General features: G+C 44.1%; 16 protein-coding genes, 3 tRNA genes and 1 rRNA gene. 15 read left to right on the forward strand and 5 right to left on the reverse strand.

Going from position 1 to position 13,582, the window contains the following annotated elements:
• The first annotated feature begins 135 nt into the window (after positions 1 to 135).
• The 9 genes from C6G87_RS07745 (at position 136) to C6G87_RS09085 (ending at position 6,549) form a co-directional block, all read left to right on the forward strand.
• Positions 136 to 1,635 (forward strand): 16S ribosomal RNA (locus tag C6G87_RS07745).
• A gap of 129 nt (positions 1,636 to 1,764) precedes the next feature.
• Positions 1,765 to 2,370, forward strand: a complete 606-nt coding sequence (locus C6G87_RS07750) for a LysE family transporter (protein ID WP_104752932.1) — start codon at positions 1,765 to 1,767, stop codon at positions 2,368 to 2,370.
• The gene (locus tag C6G87_RS07755) at positions 2,371 to 2,565 is read left to right on the forward strand and encodes a hypothetical protein (protein WP_104752933.1); all 195 of its coding nucleotides are present in this window, start codon (positions 2,371 to 2,373) and stop codon (positions 2,563 to 2,565) included.
• Complete coding sequence (locus C6G87_RS07760) at positions 2,552 to 3,154, forward strand: 2OG-Fe(II)-dependent halogenase WelO5 family protein (RefSeq protein ID WP_104752934.1); 603 nt, start codon at positions 2,552 to 2,554, stop codon at positions 3,152 to 3,154. Before C6G87_RS07755 ends, C6G87_RS07760 begins: the two co-directional genes overlap by 14 nt.
• A gap of 11 nt (positions 3,155 to 3,165) precedes the next feature.
• Positions 3,166 to 3,795 (forward strand): type II toxin-antitoxin system PemK/MazF family toxin, encoded by a 630-nt coding sequence (locus C6G87_RS07765; protein WP_104752935.1) that lies wholly within the window; start codon positions 3,166 to 3,168, stop codon positions 3,793 to 3,795.
• Positions 3,796 to 4,143: 348 nt separating this feature from the next.
• Positions 4,144 to 4,220: transfer RNA gene (locus C6G87_RS07770), tRNA-Ile, on the forward strand.
• Between the two features lie 24 nt (positions 4,221 to 4,244).
• Positions 4,245 to 4,320 (forward strand) — tRNA-Ala (locus C6G87_RS07775).
• Positions 4,321 to 4,660: 340 nt separating this feature from the next.
• A complete protein-coding gene (locus C6G87_RS08640) occupies positions 4,661 to 5,923 on the forward strand; it encodes a cache domain-containing protein (RefSeq protein WP_158653135.1) in 1,263 nt (420 codons plus the stop codon).
• Positions 5,902 to 6,549, forward strand: a complete 648-nt coding sequence (locus C6G87_RS09085) for a methyl-accepting chemotaxis protein (RefSeq protein ID WP_158653136.1) — start codon at positions 5,902 to 5,904, stop codon at positions 6,547 to 6,549. Before C6G87_RS08640 ends, C6G87_RS09085 begins: the two co-directional genes overlap by 22 nt.
• Before the next feature lie 160 nt (positions 6,550 to 6,709).
• On the opposite strand, the gene C6G87_RS08905 is transcribed toward C6G87_RS09085, so the two are convergent.
• The 4 genes from C6G87_RS08905 to C6G87_RS07800 form a co-directional block, all read right to left on the reverse strand.
• Complete coding sequence (locus tag C6G87_RS08905) at positions 6,710 to 6,874, reverse strand: hypothetical protein (protein ID WP_233709071.1); 165 nt, start codon at positions 6,872 to 6,874, stop codon at positions 6,710 to 6,712.
• Between the two features lie 142 nt (positions 6,875 to 7,016).
• Positions 7,017 to 7,604 (reverse strand): NAD(P)H-dependent oxidoreductase, encoded by a 588-nt coding sequence (locus tag C6G87_RS07790; RefSeq protein ID WP_104752936.1) that lies wholly within the window; start codon positions 7,602 to 7,604, stop codon positions 7,017 to 7,019.
• A 39-nt stretch (positions 7,605 to 7,643) separates the two neighbouring features.
• Positions 7,644 to 7,721 (reverse strand) — tRNA-Met (locus C6G87_RS07795).
• 42 nt (positions 7,722 to 7,763) lie between these two features.
• Positions 7,764 to 8,228 (reverse strand): hypothetical protein, encoded by a 465-nt coding sequence (locus tag C6G87_RS07800; protein ID WP_104752937.1) that lies wholly within the window; start codon positions 8,226 to 8,228, stop codon positions 7,764 to 7,766.
• An 86-nt stretch (positions 8,229 to 8,314) separates the two neighbouring features.
• Between C6G87_RS07800 and truD the strand changes: the two genes are divergently transcribed.
• The 3 genes from truD to folE are packed head-to-tail and all read left to right on the forward strand — an operon-like array spanning position 8,315 to position 10,901.
• Complete coding sequence (gene truD / locus C6G87_RS07805; protein WP_104752938.1) at positions 8,315 to 9,433, forward strand: tRNA pseudouridine(13) synthase TruD; 1,119 nt, start codon at positions 8,315 to 8,317, stop codon at positions 9,431 to 9,433.
• Positions 9,430 to 10,359, forward strand: a complete 930-nt coding sequence (gene htpX / locus C6G87_RS07810; protein ID WP_104752939.1) for a zinc metalloprotease HtpX — start codon at positions 9,430 to 9,432, stop codon at positions 10,357 to 10,359. The genes truD and htpX overlap by 4 nt, the downstream gene beginning before the upstream one ends.
• On the forward strand, positions 10,359 to 10,901 hold the full coding sequence (gene folE / locus C6G87_RS07815; RefSeq protein ID WP_104752940.1) for a GTP cyclohydrolase I FolE: 543 nt from the start codon (positions 10,359 to 10,361) through the stop codon (positions 10,899 to 10,901). Before htpX ends, folE begins: the two co-directional genes overlap by 1 nt.
• Here the strand turns inward: folE and C6G87_RS07820 are convergent.
• The gene (locus C6G87_RS07820) at positions 10,898 to 12,058 is read right to left on the reverse strand and encodes an FtsW/RodA/SpoVE family cell cycle protein (protein ID WP_104752941.1); all 1,161 of its coding nucleotides are present in this window, start codon (positions 12,056 to 12,058) and stop codon (positions 10,898 to 10,900) included. The genes folE and C6G87_RS07820 overlap by 4 nt on opposite strands.
• A gap of 119 nt (positions 12,059 to 12,177) precedes the next feature.
• On the opposite strand from C6G87_RS07820, the gene flgB reads away from it, so the two are divergent.
• The 3 genes from flgB (at position 12,178) to fliE (ending at position 13,492) form a co-directional block, all read left to right on the forward strand.
• Positions 12,178 to 12,600, forward strand: coding sequence for a flagellar basal body rod protein FlgB (flgB, locus tag C6G87_RS07825; RefSeq protein WP_104752942.1), 423 nt, complete (start codon positions 12,178 to 12,180; stop codon positions 12,598 to 12,600).
• Positions 12,601 to 12,615: 15 nt separating this feature from the next.
• Positions 12,616 to 13,107, forward strand: coding sequence for a flagellar basal body rod protein FlgC (gene flgC / locus C6G87_RS07830; RefSeq protein WP_104752943.1), 492 nt, complete (start codon positions 12,616 to 12,618; stop codon positions 13,105 to 13,107).
• An 82-nt stretch (positions 13,108 to 13,189) separates the two neighbouring features.
• Positions 13,190 to 13,492 (forward strand): flagellar hook-basal body complex protein FliE, encoded by a 303-nt coding sequence (gene fliE, locus C6G87_RS07835; protein WP_013468841.1) that lies wholly within the window; start codon positions 13,190 to 13,192, stop codon positions 13,490 to 13,492.
• The last annotated feature ends 90 nt before the right edge of the window (positions 13,493 to 13,582 follow it).

A 13,582-nucleotide genomic window follows, 5' to 3' on the forward strand; every position in this document is an offset into this window, starting at 1 on the left:
TGTTCTTTGACATCCAAGCAAGAGAGTCTTGAAGCGCAAACGCTGGGTTTATAACCCATTTGTTTTCAAGGTCTCTTTATAAACGAACAACGCTATCACTTTGTGAGTTTTAAAGAGCGATGGATTTAACTTAACTTTATGGAGAGTTTGATCCTGGCTCAGAGTGAACGCTGGCGGCGTGCCTAATACATGCAAGTCGAACGATGAAGCCTAGCTTGCTAGGCGGATTAGTGGCGCACGGGTGAGTAACGCATAGATGACATGCCCTTTAGTTTGGGATAGCCACTAGAAATGGTGATTAATACCAAATATTACCCTACGGGGGAAAGATTTATCGCTAAAGGATTGGTCTATGTCCTATCAGCTTGTTGGTGAGGTAAAGGCTCACCAAGGCTATGACGGGTATCCGGCCTGAGAGGGTGAACGGACACACTGGAACTGAGACACGGTCCAGACTCCTACGGGAGGCAGCAGTAGGGAATATTGCTCAATGGGCGCAAGCCTGAAGCAGCAACGCCGCGTGGAGGATGAAGGTTTTAGGATTGTAAACTCCTTTTGTCAGAGAAGATAATGACGGTATCTGACGAATAAGCACCGGCTAACTCCGTGCCAGCAGCCGCGGTAATACGGAGGGTGCAAGCGTTACTCGGAATCACTGGGCGTAAAGAGTGCGTAGGCGGGGTTGTAAGTCAGGTGTGAAATCCTATGGCTTAACCATAGAACTGCATTTGAAACTACAACCCTAGAGTGTGGGAGAGGCAGGTGGAATTCTTGGTGTAGGGGTAAAATCCGTAGAGATCAAGAGGAATACTCATTGCGAAGGCGACCTGCTGGAACAATACTGACGCTGATTGCACGAAAGCGTGGGGAGCAAACAGGATTAGATACCCTGGTAGTCCACGCCCTAAACGATGGATGCTAGTTGTTGGGGGGCTTTGTCCTCCCAGTAATGCAGCTAACGCCTTAAGCATCCCGCCTGGGGAGTACGGTCGCAAGATTAAAACTCAAAGGAATAGACGGGGACCCGCACAAGCGGTGGAGCATGTGGTTTAATTCGAAGATACACGAAGAACCTTACCTAGGCTTGACATTGAAGGAATCTGCTAGAAATAGCGGGGTGTCTAGCTTGCTAGACCCTGAAAACAGGTGCTGCACGGCTGTCGTCAGCTCGTGTCGTGAGATGTTGGGTTAAGTCCCGCAACGAGCGCAACCCTCTTTCTTAGTTGCTAACAGGTTAAGCTGAGCTCTCTAAGAAGACTGCCTGCGTAAGCAGGAGGAAGGTGAGGACGACGTCAAGTCATCATGGCCCTTACGCCTAGGGCTACACACGTGCTACAATGGGGTGCACAAAGAGATGCAATGCCGCGAGGTTGAGCTAATCTTAAAAACATCTCTCAGTTCGGATTGCAGGCTGCAACTCGCCTGCATGAAGCTGGAATCGCTAGTAATCGCAAATCAGCCATGTTGCGGTGAATACGTTCCCGGGTCTTGTACTCACCGCCCGTCACACCATGGGAGTTGTGTTTGCCTTAAGTCAGGATGCTAAAGTAGCTACTGCCCACGGCACACACAGCGACTGGGGTGAAGTCGTAACAAGGTAACCGTAGGTGAACCTGCGGTTGGATCACCTCCTTTCTTAGAGAATTGCCTTTAGCATTCGTTTGCTATAGGCTATAGCGTTGCGCTTTAGACTCTCTTGCTTGGGTGTTGGGAATTTTCTTTTTGTTTCTGTAGATCTTATTTCACCTGGGTAGTGGTCTCTGTATGAGTTTTTCAACTATCCTCTCCATCCATTTTTTTGCTCTGTTGCTTCCAGGTCCTGATTTTTTCATCGTGAGTTCGTATGCTCTAAAGACGGACTTTAAAAGTGCGTTTTTGGTCGTTTGTGGAGTTTCTTTAGCTATCCTCCTTTGGATTATCTTATCTTTGAGCGGACTACACATTATTTTTACAACTTTTCCTTTGATGAAAGTTTTATTGATTCTTTTAGGGATGTTTTATTTACTATACTTGGCTTTTTTGCTTTTAAAGAATTTGAAACAAGCAGAGGATTTTAAGGATCTAAGCTATACAGACAAACCTTTTCTTAGAGGGTTTTTGACAAATATTAGCAATGTTAAGGCTCTGTTTTATTTTGGCAGTATTTTTTCAAGCTTAAATTTTTCGCATAGTTTTTCTAATCTCAGTTTTCTTGTAATACTTCTGTTTCTAGAGAGTTTTTTATATTTTCTTGGTGTGGCTTTACTCTTTTCCAATCCTAAGATTAAAGCTTTGTATATCAAGCATTGCAAAAAGATAGATTTTGCCTGTGCTTTAATCTTTATCGGATTTGTTGTATATGTTTTCATTAATCTTGTAAGGGGCGCATAGATGATTAAAAATATAAAAACTTTAGATCAAGAAACTATCATAGATCTGTTGTATGGCAAAGCACATTTTTGTTCATTGGGATGCGTTTTTGATGAGAATATCATTGGTTTTTGGTATCAAAATACTTTAAAAACACGAAATAGGGCATTATCACAACGCTCCTCTTATAAAGAGAATCGGCATGGCGTATTATGAAAGCATGGAAAATGAAAACATTAGGAGAAGCTACTATGAGAATGCAAATAGAAATAATCTTTTGATTAAAGAGATTACTTTTCCATACATTTCTCCAATTGATTATATAATTTCTTATTTAGATGTTGTGTGGAATCAAGGCTGTAAGAGAGCTGTTTTTGAGGACTATAAGACATTTTCCGGTTTGATAAGGGTTTTAAATGAGAAGTCTGATATAGAGCCACATCAGGATGTTTTTAGGAGGGACAATTATCAGCTTTGGCAAAATTTGCCTATCAAGGAACAAATTGCTTTTAATTGTTTTTTAAGCGTTGCTGATGAAGGGGGAGAAATGGAGATATGGGATTTTAAGCTCAGTGATGAGGAATATCGGAGATTACAGCATAAAGATGAGAAATTGCGTTATGGGCTTGATAGAAATAAGGTTTTCTCTAAAAAGATAGAACATAGACCAAAATTGGGTGAAATAGTGTTGTTTAACGCTGGCTATTTACATGCAGTAAAAAAGGTAAAGAGGGGAAATAGATTGAGTATGTCAAGTTTTATAGGAATTATAGATGGTAGTGGTGCAGGTGTTAAATATTTGTAGTGAGGATGGGCATGTCTGATCTGGTATATTATCAGAACATGTATGGGGAGGGGCATGAGCAACGGGAAAAGCGCCCTTACTTTGTCATTTATCAAAATGAGCAGTTCGTCTTAGCGTTTCCAAAGACAACCCGAAATAAACAACATAAAGAATACCCTTCGCACAAGAATTATATTCTGGGTGATAGCGAGGTAATGATCGATCAACTACAAGTCATTCCAAAGGCACAGATATTAGAGCAGACCCGAGAAACAAAACTTAGTATCCAGTTACTGACTATGTCTATGTCAGCGCACAGAAAGCCGCTTATTGAGCATTTTTTAGAGCAGATCGTCTTACAAGATAAGCCTTATGAGACCAAAGCAGTTAAGGAGATTGCTTTTGGAGATATACTTTCCATGCGTAACGAAAACCCTATTCTAAATAAATATGATACCTTTATCGTGCTCTCTCATGCCAAATTTCATCTTTCTAGTATGTGTTTAGTCGCCCCTTGTAAACACAAATCGATCGTTTTTAAGTTATTGCATTGCATGGATTTTCAAGAAAGGGAATTTCAAATCAGAGATGACGACTATGTCAAAAAGTTAGAACCTACGGCTTTATATGATCAGATTAAGACATTTTTGAGCAAACTTTAAAGTCCACTCTAGATATGTAAATTACATCAACAACACGTCCGCGCATTGCACACGCATATAGGCTTAATTGAGTGTTCTCGTAGTGTTAAGATGGTGTTAAACTGAATATAAAAGGCTTAAAGGAGTCATGCATGGACCTTCACGCAACACTCCTAAACTTAAATATTAAGTGCACTCAAGTGTACTAAAAAGTTATTACCACATCGGCATATTTCATCTTTTTAAGACTCTCTTTAAAAACATGGACATAGTTCCTCTAAAAGCAAACTTTTAGAAATAGTGAGATATAATCGAAACTTTTATGGGCATTTGTTGTCTTCTTCCAAAAGAAGGTTTACTTGTGTTCATGGGCTTATAGCTCAGGTGGTTAGAGCGCACCCCTGATAAGGGTGAGGTCAGAGGTTCAAGTCCTCTTAAGCCCACCATCTCATTTTCATCTTCTTTTTTTTGGGGGATTAGCTCAGTTGGAAGAGCGCCTGCTTTGCACGCAGGAGGTCAGCGGTTCGAGCCCGCTATCCTCCACCAAAAGAGTTCATGCTTACGCGTATATTGGGTAGTGGATGTGGGTTTGTTGCTTTCATTGCTATGTACAAAAAAAGAGACAATGCTACGAATTTGCATGAGTTGCCCATAGAGTTGAAACTCCCAATGCCTAACTTCAAAGATCACTTATTTTATCTTTGTTAAAGGGCGCTTTGTTGACTTTGTGTTACCGCTCATCCTGATATCTCTAGAAGTCTAGATTTAGTTCAGATTGCAGCGTATGTTTAAATAAAGGCTTTTGCAAATACTGAGAATGTGGATTAGTCAAACTTATAGTATGATTAAGCTATTAAATTAACACTCAGAGACAAGGCACTTAATCATGGGTTTTAAAACGAAGATTTTGTTGGTCTTAGCAGGATTGCTTGTTATAACCTTTGCATCTATCATTGCTATTATCAATGCGTCAGCGAGTTCCAGTATCACCAAAACGATACAGCATTCGCTAAACACAGCTGTAACTCTCATATCCTCATCTCTAGTGGAGTGGAATAATAATATCCGTATGGGCTTAGTGAATACGGCTAAAGATTTAGAATTACAAGATTTTAAGGACATTGCACGCATTACGCAAATTTTACAATTTGTACACGATGGTATGGTTACAGAAAATACTTATGTGGGGTTTGAAGATGGGCGTGTAGTAGGCACAATGTCCAACATTCCTAAAGACTACGATCCAAGAAAGAGGAAGTGGTATCAGGCCACCCAGCAGAGTAATACTATGGTGATCAGTAACCCGTATAAAGATATTTTTACGGGTAAATGGATTCTTACTTATAGCGTGCCTTTATCCAAAAATGGCGTTTTTCAAGGCGTATTAGCCCTCGATATTAGTTTGGATAGCTTTGGTCATAATGAGAAAAAATTTTACTTTGATGGGGGACGAATCCATATCTTAGATCGTGATGCCTTTGTGTTGCGTTCACCCATTTTTGAACAGGGTTCTAACTACCGCGATAGTCATTCCTATACGGGTGGTAAGGAATTAACCGATCAGATCTTCTCTACCACTTCTGGCTTTTTAGAACATAGGGCTGTGGGGATCGATAAGTTCTTCGTTTATACAACGGTTCCGGGTTTAGGCTGGAAGGTATTGGGTGTTATTAATAAAAAAGATGCATTCAGAAATCTTAGAAATCTCCAATCGACATTACTGATCATAGCCATCAGTTCTATCCTTTTTGTCTTAGCCGTGCTTTTTGGAGTGATCCAATTTTTATTTAAACCCTTGATCAAACTTAGAGATTTGATCATTGAACTAGTGTCTGAAGAAGGGGATTTAACTAAAAGATTGGCTGTAAAGGGTAAAGACGAAATTGCGATAATTTCCAAGAATATCAATGCATTTTTAGGAAAAACTCAAGGGATTATTTCTCAAATCAAGGAAATTAGCTCTGAAAACACCAAAATAGCCAGTGCCCTACATAAAAGTTCTGATAATGTACAACGACACACTCAGGAAGAAACTAAACGCATTGCTCTTGCTGTAAACAATGGAAACCATATTGTAAGTAGTATTTTGCCGGTGCGAGCAACGCCGACCTTAACAACAAGCATCTTGTGCAAACGGGGGATACTCTAGGTGAGGTGCGCTCTAAAATCCAAGACTTCAGCGCTAACCTAGCGAACAACGCTCAATTGGGCGTAGAGTTTTCCAACAGGCTAGAAGAAACCTCTAAAAACACAGAGAATATCAAGGCTGTTCTAACGATTATCTCTGACATTGCCGATCAAACAAATTTGCTTGCACTCAATGCAGCGATCGAGGCCGCGCGGGCGGGCGAACATGGACGTGGCTTTGCGGTGGTGGCTGATGAAGTGCGTAAACTTGCCGAAAAGACGCAAAATAGCTTGACAGAAATTAACACAACTGTTAATGAAGTGGTGCAAAGTGTGAGCTCTATTAGCCAAAGTTTACACAGCAATGCCCAAGAAATTCTAAAAACTTCCGAACTCACCAGTGCCCTGCAAGAAATTGTTGATGCAAATGTACAAAATATCCAAACCGTGATCAATGCTACGACAAAAGATGTTGAGGAGTTTAAGGGAGTTGCCGACGCAACAAAAGCGATCGTGGAAGAAATCCAAGAAATCAGCAAATTTGCATCGTTAAATTATCAAAGTGTGCAGGATATGAGCAAAGCCAGCTCCTCTTTGAACGACATGGCAAGCGTCTTTGATCTTGAATTGGGTAAATTTAAAGTTTAATCTTGTTTTTACGACCGCTTACCACCCAATCCTTGAGTTGATCCACTTTTTGGGTAGAGTTTCCCATCTCTTTAGTATAAGAATAAATGGTATCCCGCTCATTATCATGCCAACGGCTATCCACTAGAGCAACAGAAGTTAGCTCCAACAATACGGCATGTTAGGCTTTGCTCAGCTCACTTAAAGGAGCTTCTTTTTCGCTAATGCTATGCTCGCATTGCTTCTTGATCACATCCAGCGCGCCTAGCTGCAACTCGTGCAACACGCCATCGGCTTCAATGACCTTTTCTAGCCAAATACAAAAACACTTGTTGCTGTTCCACATTTAAATCTTGGATAAACATATCCGCTCCTTGCTTAAAAACTAAAATACGAGGAGCATTGTAGCAAGAGAGAGAGCCAAGAGGCATTTGAAACAGATGCCCACATGAGAGGCATACAATAAAATCCAATCGGGTGTAGTGCAGTTAATGGGTTCTAAACACCCTTTGCAAATGGGCGCTGTAGTTTTGAAGATATTGTTCGACTTGGGGGTTTTTGCTCACATCATTGCAGATAAAAGTGGGCAGGGCGTGCATGCCTAAAAACTCGTGGGCTTTGTGTAGAGGGAAATATACGCCATCTACACCCATCCCCTCAAAGAATTCTTCTTTGTCTGTAAAAGCCTCTAAAGGCGCGTTCCAAGTGAGCGAAAACATGTATTGCTTGCCTTGCAACAACCCACCTCTGCCATAATTCTTAGTGGGGTTATCTAAAGTGCGTCCGTCATTTTTAAAGAGTCTGCCCCGTCCAGTGGTGAAAACCTCATCCATGTATTTTTTCACAATCCAAGGCGCGCCCATCCACCAACCGGGCATCTGCCAAATCAAAACATCCGCTTTTAGGATTTTTATAATCTCTTCTTCAATGTCATAGCCTTGATCGATTTGGGTTTGGGTGGTGCTATGCCCTAATTCTTGCAAGGTTTGCCATGCGTGGGCGTGTAAAGCCGCACTAAGTCTTGCGCCAGAACTGCCAAATTTCTTTGCTCCATTGAGCAGTAAAACATGTCGCATTAAAAATCCTTCAGGGTTACATCAAAACATAGAGGGGGATGGTGTCAAAGGGGGGACTTGAACCCCCGACCTCCGGCTTATGAGACCAGCGCTCTAGACCAGCTGAGCTACCTTGACAAAAACGCCTATTATAAAGGCATTTTGCTTAAAAATACTTGATTAGAGCATCACATCAAGGGCTTGGTAGGCTTGATCATAAGCGTTTTTATAGCGATCTACAAAATTTTGATCCAAACCTAGGGCTTTTTTGAACTGACTCTCTTGAATGGCTTGCAAGCCGTCAAATTTGCGTTCGATCTCTTTAGCGTCTTGTTGAATCTGCCCGCCATAAAAACTTGTCAAGCTGTAGAGCGACTGAGCGGCTAGGCGTTTTTCATTCTCATTCATCCCCGCCGTGGCGCGCAAAAACGCGCTGTACTCGTTATCGCTCATCAACTCCAAGACTAAAAAGCCATAAGTCTCGCGCTTTAAGCCATTGGGCTCGCGCTCCACTTTAGAGACCTCAGCGACCACTTCGGGCTGTTTTTCTCCCTTAGCGGGCGCGGGAGTTTCACCGCGTTCTAAATGAGACGCGTTCAACAGGGCATAGAGATTAGGTTGGTTGCGTATATCTTTAACTTCCATGAAATCCATCCTAAATCAAAGGTACACATCCAAAGCAAAAATTAGTCCAACTTGATCTTAAAGCCCTCCAATGGCTATAATAGCGCATGCAAACATTAGAATCACCCTTTTTTCCTCTCGATGCGCCCGCGCGCTTTTTTGCCTCCACCCATGCCCCTATTGCCTTTCACTTTAAAAAATGCTCTCGAGATTTTAGCGTGGTAGAAGAACCTCTTTACCCCTTTAGTGGGTGTGGGGAGCATGTCATTCTCAGGGTACGCAAGAAGGACAAGAGTACTTGGGAGATGCTCTCCATGCTCTCTGCCGTGAGCGGGTGCAAAATCTCAGAATTTGGTTATGCCGGGTTAAAGGACAAGCAAGCCATCAGCACGCAATACATTTCTCTGCCCAAAATCCACGCCCCCACCCTCGAAAAACACGCCCCTACTCTGCTAGAGCATGGTATTAAGATTTTAGAAATCAACGCCCATAACCATAAAATCCGCTTAGGGCATCTCAAGGGTAACCACTTCTTTATGCGCTTAAAAAAACTCAAACCACTAGATGCGCGCAAAATAGAGCAGGTGCTAGACTTTTTAAAGGTGTATGGCTTCCCTAATTACTTTGGGGCGCAACGCTTTGGCAAGAGTGGGGATAATTTTAAACAGGCGCACACCCATCATAAAAAGCTCAACGCCTTTTTTCTCTCCAGTTATCAAAGCCATCTGTTCAACCATTGGTTGAGCACGCGCATGCGCTTGAACACGCTACTAGCCCACTTCTCCCCCCAAGAGATCCGCTCTGAATTTGCCAGTTTAGACCTAGACACCCTCAAAGCCCTCCAAGATCAAGAACACTATTTTAAACTCTTAGAGGGGGATATTCTGTGCCATTATCCCTTTGGCAAATACTTTGAACATGACGACCCACACAATTGCGCGCGCCTGCGCGCCCAAGAGATTGCCCCTACCGGTTTGCTCACCGGGCAAAAAGCACTCCATGCCAAAGAACTAGCATGGCATTTAGAGCGCCCCTATGTGCACCCCTTGAACACTAAGGGAGATCGCCGTTACGCGTTAGTCTTCCCTAGTGATGTGCGTTTTACCTATCTCCCTCAAGAAGCCCATGGCAAATTAGAATTTTTTCTGCCCAAGGGGGCGTATGCCACGATCTTTTTAGAAGAGATCGCCGGGCGCATTCTATTTTCCCCTAAGGAGTTAGCATGAGCTTTGATCAAATCATCGCCTCTAACCAACGCAAAAGCCTATTAGTTTTGATCACCTATGGGGCAACCTTTGTACTGATTGGCTTGCTTGTGGATTTGGTGCGCATTAATGCGCCTAGTTTGGGGGTAGGTTTGGCGCGCCTACTCAGCTTTCAGGTGATGCCCACCATCACGCTGATCATGTTAGCGGTGGCTTTGGGGATCATTGTCTTTTGTATCAACAACTCCCAAGCGATCATGCTCTCTGGCAATGAATACAAGCGCATCGATCCTAGCCATGTTTTGCGCGGCAAGGAGCGCATGCTCTCTGAGATTTTAGAAGAGTTGTTGCGCGCCTCTAACACCCCCTTTAGACCCCAACTCTATGTGATGGACGCGCCCTTTATGAACGCTTTTGCTAGCGGTTGGGATGGCAATAACGCGCTCATCGCGCTGACCACAACGCTTATTGACAATTTGGATCGCCAAGAGATCAAGGCGGTCATGGCGCATGAACTCAGCCATATTTTGCATGGAGACATTCGCCTAACCATGTGCGTGGGGATTTTGAGCAATATCATGCTCTTGGGGGCGAATGTGGGCGTGTGGGCGTTTTTAGGGGGGCGCAACAATAGCGGGGCGAATATAGCGCGCACGATCTTGCTGGTCTTGCAATTCATTTTGCCCATCTTTAGCTTGCTCCTACAAATGTATTTGAGTCGCTCTAGGGAGTTTATGGCAGATAGCGGGGCGGCTTATATCATGCATGATAGCGCGCCCATGGTGTCTGCCTTGCAAAAAATCGCTAGTAATTATGCCAGCCATGATTTTAGCCAAGCCGATCCCAACCCCACTAGACTCGCCAGCTATATCTTTAACCCCGCTGAACTTTTTAACACCCACCCTAGCATTGAACAACGCATCGCGCTGTTACAAAGAGGGCGTTAATGCAAGAGTTATGGGCTCAATTATGCGCATGCATAGGTGAAGACCCCCAAAGAGAGGGGCTAAAAGACACCCCCAAACGCCTCAAAGAGCTTTGGAATCACCTCATGCAGGGCTATCACTTAAACCCTGAACACATTTTACAAAGTGCTTTTAGTATTGAAGCGTGCGATGGGATTGTTATGCTTAAGGATATTGAGTTTTATAGCATGTGCGAACACCACTTACTGCCCTTTTTTGGGCATGTGAGTGTGGGCTATATCCCTAGAGATAAGGTTGTGGGCTTGGATGCGATCGCCAAATTAGTAGAGGCTTTCTCAAGGCGTTTACAGATTCAAGAACGCTTGAGTGAGGAGATTGCTAGCACCTTTGAGCGGATTTTACAGCCTAAGGGCGTGGGGGTGTTTTGTGTCGCCAAACACCTATGCATGGCGATGCGCGGGGTGCAAAAACAAGAGGCGTTAGTGAAAACCAGCGCGCTTAAGGGGCTTTTTAAAAGCGATGCGCGCACCCGTGCGGAGTTTATGCAATTATTACAATCCTAACTTCTTGCCTGTTTGGACAAACAGAGTACCAAACCCAAGGCTAAAGAATTGGCGATAATGGAGCTTCCCCCATAGCTCAAAAAGGGCACGGCGATCCCCTTGATAGGGATGATCCCGCTCACCCCAAAGGCGTTAATGATGAAAGAAAAGCCCATCAGCAACGCCACACCCAAGCAAAAAAGCATGTGCTTGGGATTGTCTAGGCGGTTGGTGATCTTAAACATCCCATGCAGGAGGGCTAACATCAACCCCACACAAATAAAGATCGCCACAAAGCCCAATTCTTCAGCCAGCCCGGCTAAGATCATATCCGTGTGCACCTCGCTTAAAAAACCCAGTTTCACCACCCCCTCGCCCAAGCCCTGCCCGAGTATCCCCCCATGCTTGATGGCGTTGGTGGCATGATAAATTTGGTAGGGTTCGGGCAGATTGTCAATGCGCAAGCTATTGGCAAGTTTGGAGGGCAATAAAGAGAGGATCGAGCTTTGCAGATTAGACCACCAAAGTTTCATGCGCAAAATGCGGTGCGCGCTGGTGAAAATCGCCACCAGCCCGATACACAGCGCAAGGGTGAAAAAGATTTTAAAGAGTTTAAAGCTCCCCCCAGAGAAAATGAGCAAAAAGCCCAAGACAATCGCTAGTAAGATCACCTGCCCCAAATCGTTTTGCAACACCCCGATAAAAAAGGCGGCGCATAGAAACAAGACGAAATAGGGGATGAGGATCATCAGCTCCTCTTTCACGCTGGCTTTTTCTTGATTAAAGAAGGTGCGCGACAAACTCCATGACAAGAAAAACACAAAGCCCACTTTAAAAAACTCTGTAGGGGCAAGCGAAAAGAAGGGGAGGCGAATCCATCGCTTTGCCCCCCCCGCGCTAGAGGACATGCTCTCAGGCAAAAAATTCATCAACACGATGAGTAAAAACGAGCCAAAGAAGAGCACAAAGCCCAGTTTGACAAACCATTTATCCGGATCCAACCACGAAACCCCCCACATCAGCACAATCCCCACCCCCACAGCCACCGCTTGGCGCACAAAAAAATGGAATTCTTGGTAGCGGTATAGTAAGGTGGTGTAGGTGGAGAGAGAGTAGCTCATCACTACGCTTAAGCCCATGAGCAGGCTTGCATAGAGAAATAAACGCCGGTAAGCCATCCACGACCTTTGGAAAATATGTTTGGAAACTATGCTATAATTATACAAAATTTTACCGGTTTGGCTTTTGGGGTTGTGGAATACTCCTTGCTTTTATATACTTATAAGAAAGGGTCGTTATGGATTTGTCTAAAGCCTATCCGTTGGTGTACAAGGCGATGGATTACCGCGCCTTGCGGCAGGATTTGATCGCGAGCAATATCGCCAATGTGGACACGCCTTTTTACCGCCCTAAGGATTTGGATTTTGAAACCATGCTAGCCCACAAAAAGGCAGAGGTCTTTGATCATCAAAAAGACCAGCACCTAGAGCTTGCGGTTACCAATAAAAGGCATTTAGAGCCTAAGGATTATGAGGACAACAAGGCGACCATCTTTTTTAGAGATGGGCACTTGGCTAAGAATGATGGCAATAGCGTGGACATTGATATTGAAACCTCAGAGATGGGGAAAAACTCTACCATGTATTTGGCTTTGACCACCGCGCTTAAAAAGCACAGAAGCATCGTTAATTACGCCATTGACGCGGCGAAGAATATTTAGAGGAAAGGACAGCCCATGTTTTTATCTAGTTTTGACATCAGCGGTTATGGATTATCCGCTCAAAGAGTGCGCGCCAATCTCATTTCTTCTAATATCGCCAACGCCAACACCACCCGCACCGATGAGGGCGGACCTTACCGCCGTCAAGAGGCGATCTTCAAGTCCTTTGACTTCAACAAGGTGTTGAACGAAAAGCTTGCGGAGAATAATAATTTGATGGAGTATGAAGACCCCTTAGATGAGAGCGATGACATTGAAAAGCCCAATCCGCCCATCATGGGGGTTTACATTGAAAAGATCGTCCGGGACGACAAGGCTCCCCTCCTCAAGTACGACCCCACCCACCCGGACGCGGACGCAAATGGCTATGTGTCCTACCCTAATGTAAACCCGGTGGTAGAAATGGCGGATTTGATTGAAGCCACGCGCGCCTACCAAGCCAATGTGGCGGCGTTTCAGAGCACGAAAAATATGGCGACCAACGCCATTGGCATGCTACAAGCTTAATTTACAAGAAAGGAGATTCTCTTTTAGACTTAAAGATTAGCTGAAAGGGACGATATAGGTGAACACGATGCAAGGAGTCAACATGAAAACTTTATACACTGATATAGGGTTGAATAAAGCTAGCACTCCTTTAGATTCAAAGGCGCATGAGAATCTAATGGAGAAGGGGGAGTTCTCTGCGATGCTCAAGCACTCTATTGATGAACTCAACAACACCCAAAAAGAATCCGACAAGGCGCTTGCGGACATGGCGACCGGGCAGGTGAAAGACCTGCACCAAGCCGCCATTGCCATTGGCAAAGCCGAAACCAGCATGAAACTCATGCTAGAGGTGCGCAACAAGGCGATCAGCGCTTATAAAGAACTCTTGAGGACTCAGATTTAACTAGCCTATGTGGCTTGTGCTTGAAGGGTTTTTTTAAGTGAGCACTGAGCCCAACTCCCCCTACTCCGACCCTAGAAACCCCGATTTAGA

Origin of the sequence: Helicobacter baculiformis (assembly GCF_900197685.1) — a bacterium.
GTDB lineage: Bacteria > Campylobacterota > Campylobacteria > Campylobacterales > Helicobacteraceae > Helicobacter > Helicobacter baculiformis.

Coding starts and splice junctions, on each gene's coding strand:
- C6G87_RS07750 (WP_104752932.1), top strand. CDS start 1,765: ATGAGTTTTTCAACTATCCTCTCCATCCATTTTTTTGCTCTGTTGCTT.
- C6G87_RS07755 (WP_104752933.1), top strand. CDS start 2,371: ATGATTAAAAATATAAAAACTTTAGATCAAGAAACTATCATAGATCTG.
- C6G87_RS07760 (WP_104752934.1), top strand. CDS start 2,552: ATGGCGTATTATGAAAGCATGGAAAATGAAAACATTAGGAGAAGCTAC.
- C6G87_RS07765 (WP_104752935.1), top strand. CDS start 3,166: ATGTCTGATCTGGTATATTATCAGAACATGTATGGGGAGGGGCATGAG.
- C6G87_RS08640 (WP_158653135.1), top strand. CDS start 4,661: ATGGGTTTTAAAACGAAGATTTTGTTGGTCTTAGCAGGATTGCTTGTT.
- C6G87_RS08905 (WP_233709071.1), bottom strand. CDS start 6,874: ATGTGGAACAGCAACAAGTGTTTTTGTATTTGGCTAGAAAAGGTCATT.
- C6G87_RS07790 (WP_104752936.1), bottom strand. CDS start 7,604: ATGCGACATGTTTTACTGCTCAATGGAGCAAAGAAATTTGGCAGTTCT.
- C6G87_RS07800 (WP_104752937.1), bottom strand. CDS start 8,228: ATGGAAGTTAAAGATATACGCAACCAACCTAATCTCTATGCCCTGTTG.
- truD (WP_104752938.1), top strand. CDS start 8,315: ATGCAAACATTAGAATCACCCTTTTTTCCTCTCGATGCGCCCGCGCGC.
- htpX (WP_104752939.1), top strand. CDS start 9,430: ATGAGCTTTGATCAAATCATCGCCTCTAACCAACGCAAAAGCCTATTA.
- folE (WP_104752940.1), top strand. CDS start 10,359: ATGCAAGAGTTATGGGCTCAATTATGCGCATGCATAGGTGAAGACCCC.
- C6G87_RS07820 (WP_104752941.1), bottom strand. CDS start 12,058: ATGGCTTACCGGCGTTTATTTCTCTATGCAAGCCTGCTCATGGGCTTA.
- flgB (WP_104752942.1), top strand. CDS start 12,178: ATGGATTTGTCTAAAGCCTATCCGTTGGTGTACAAGGCGATGGATTAC.
- flgC (WP_104752943.1), top strand. CDS start 12,616: ATGTTTTTATCTAGTTTTGACATCAGCGGTTATGGATTATCCGCTCAA.
- fliE (WP_013468841.1), top strand. CDS start 13,190: ATGAAAACTTTATACACTGATATAGGGTTGAATAAAGCTAGCACTCCT.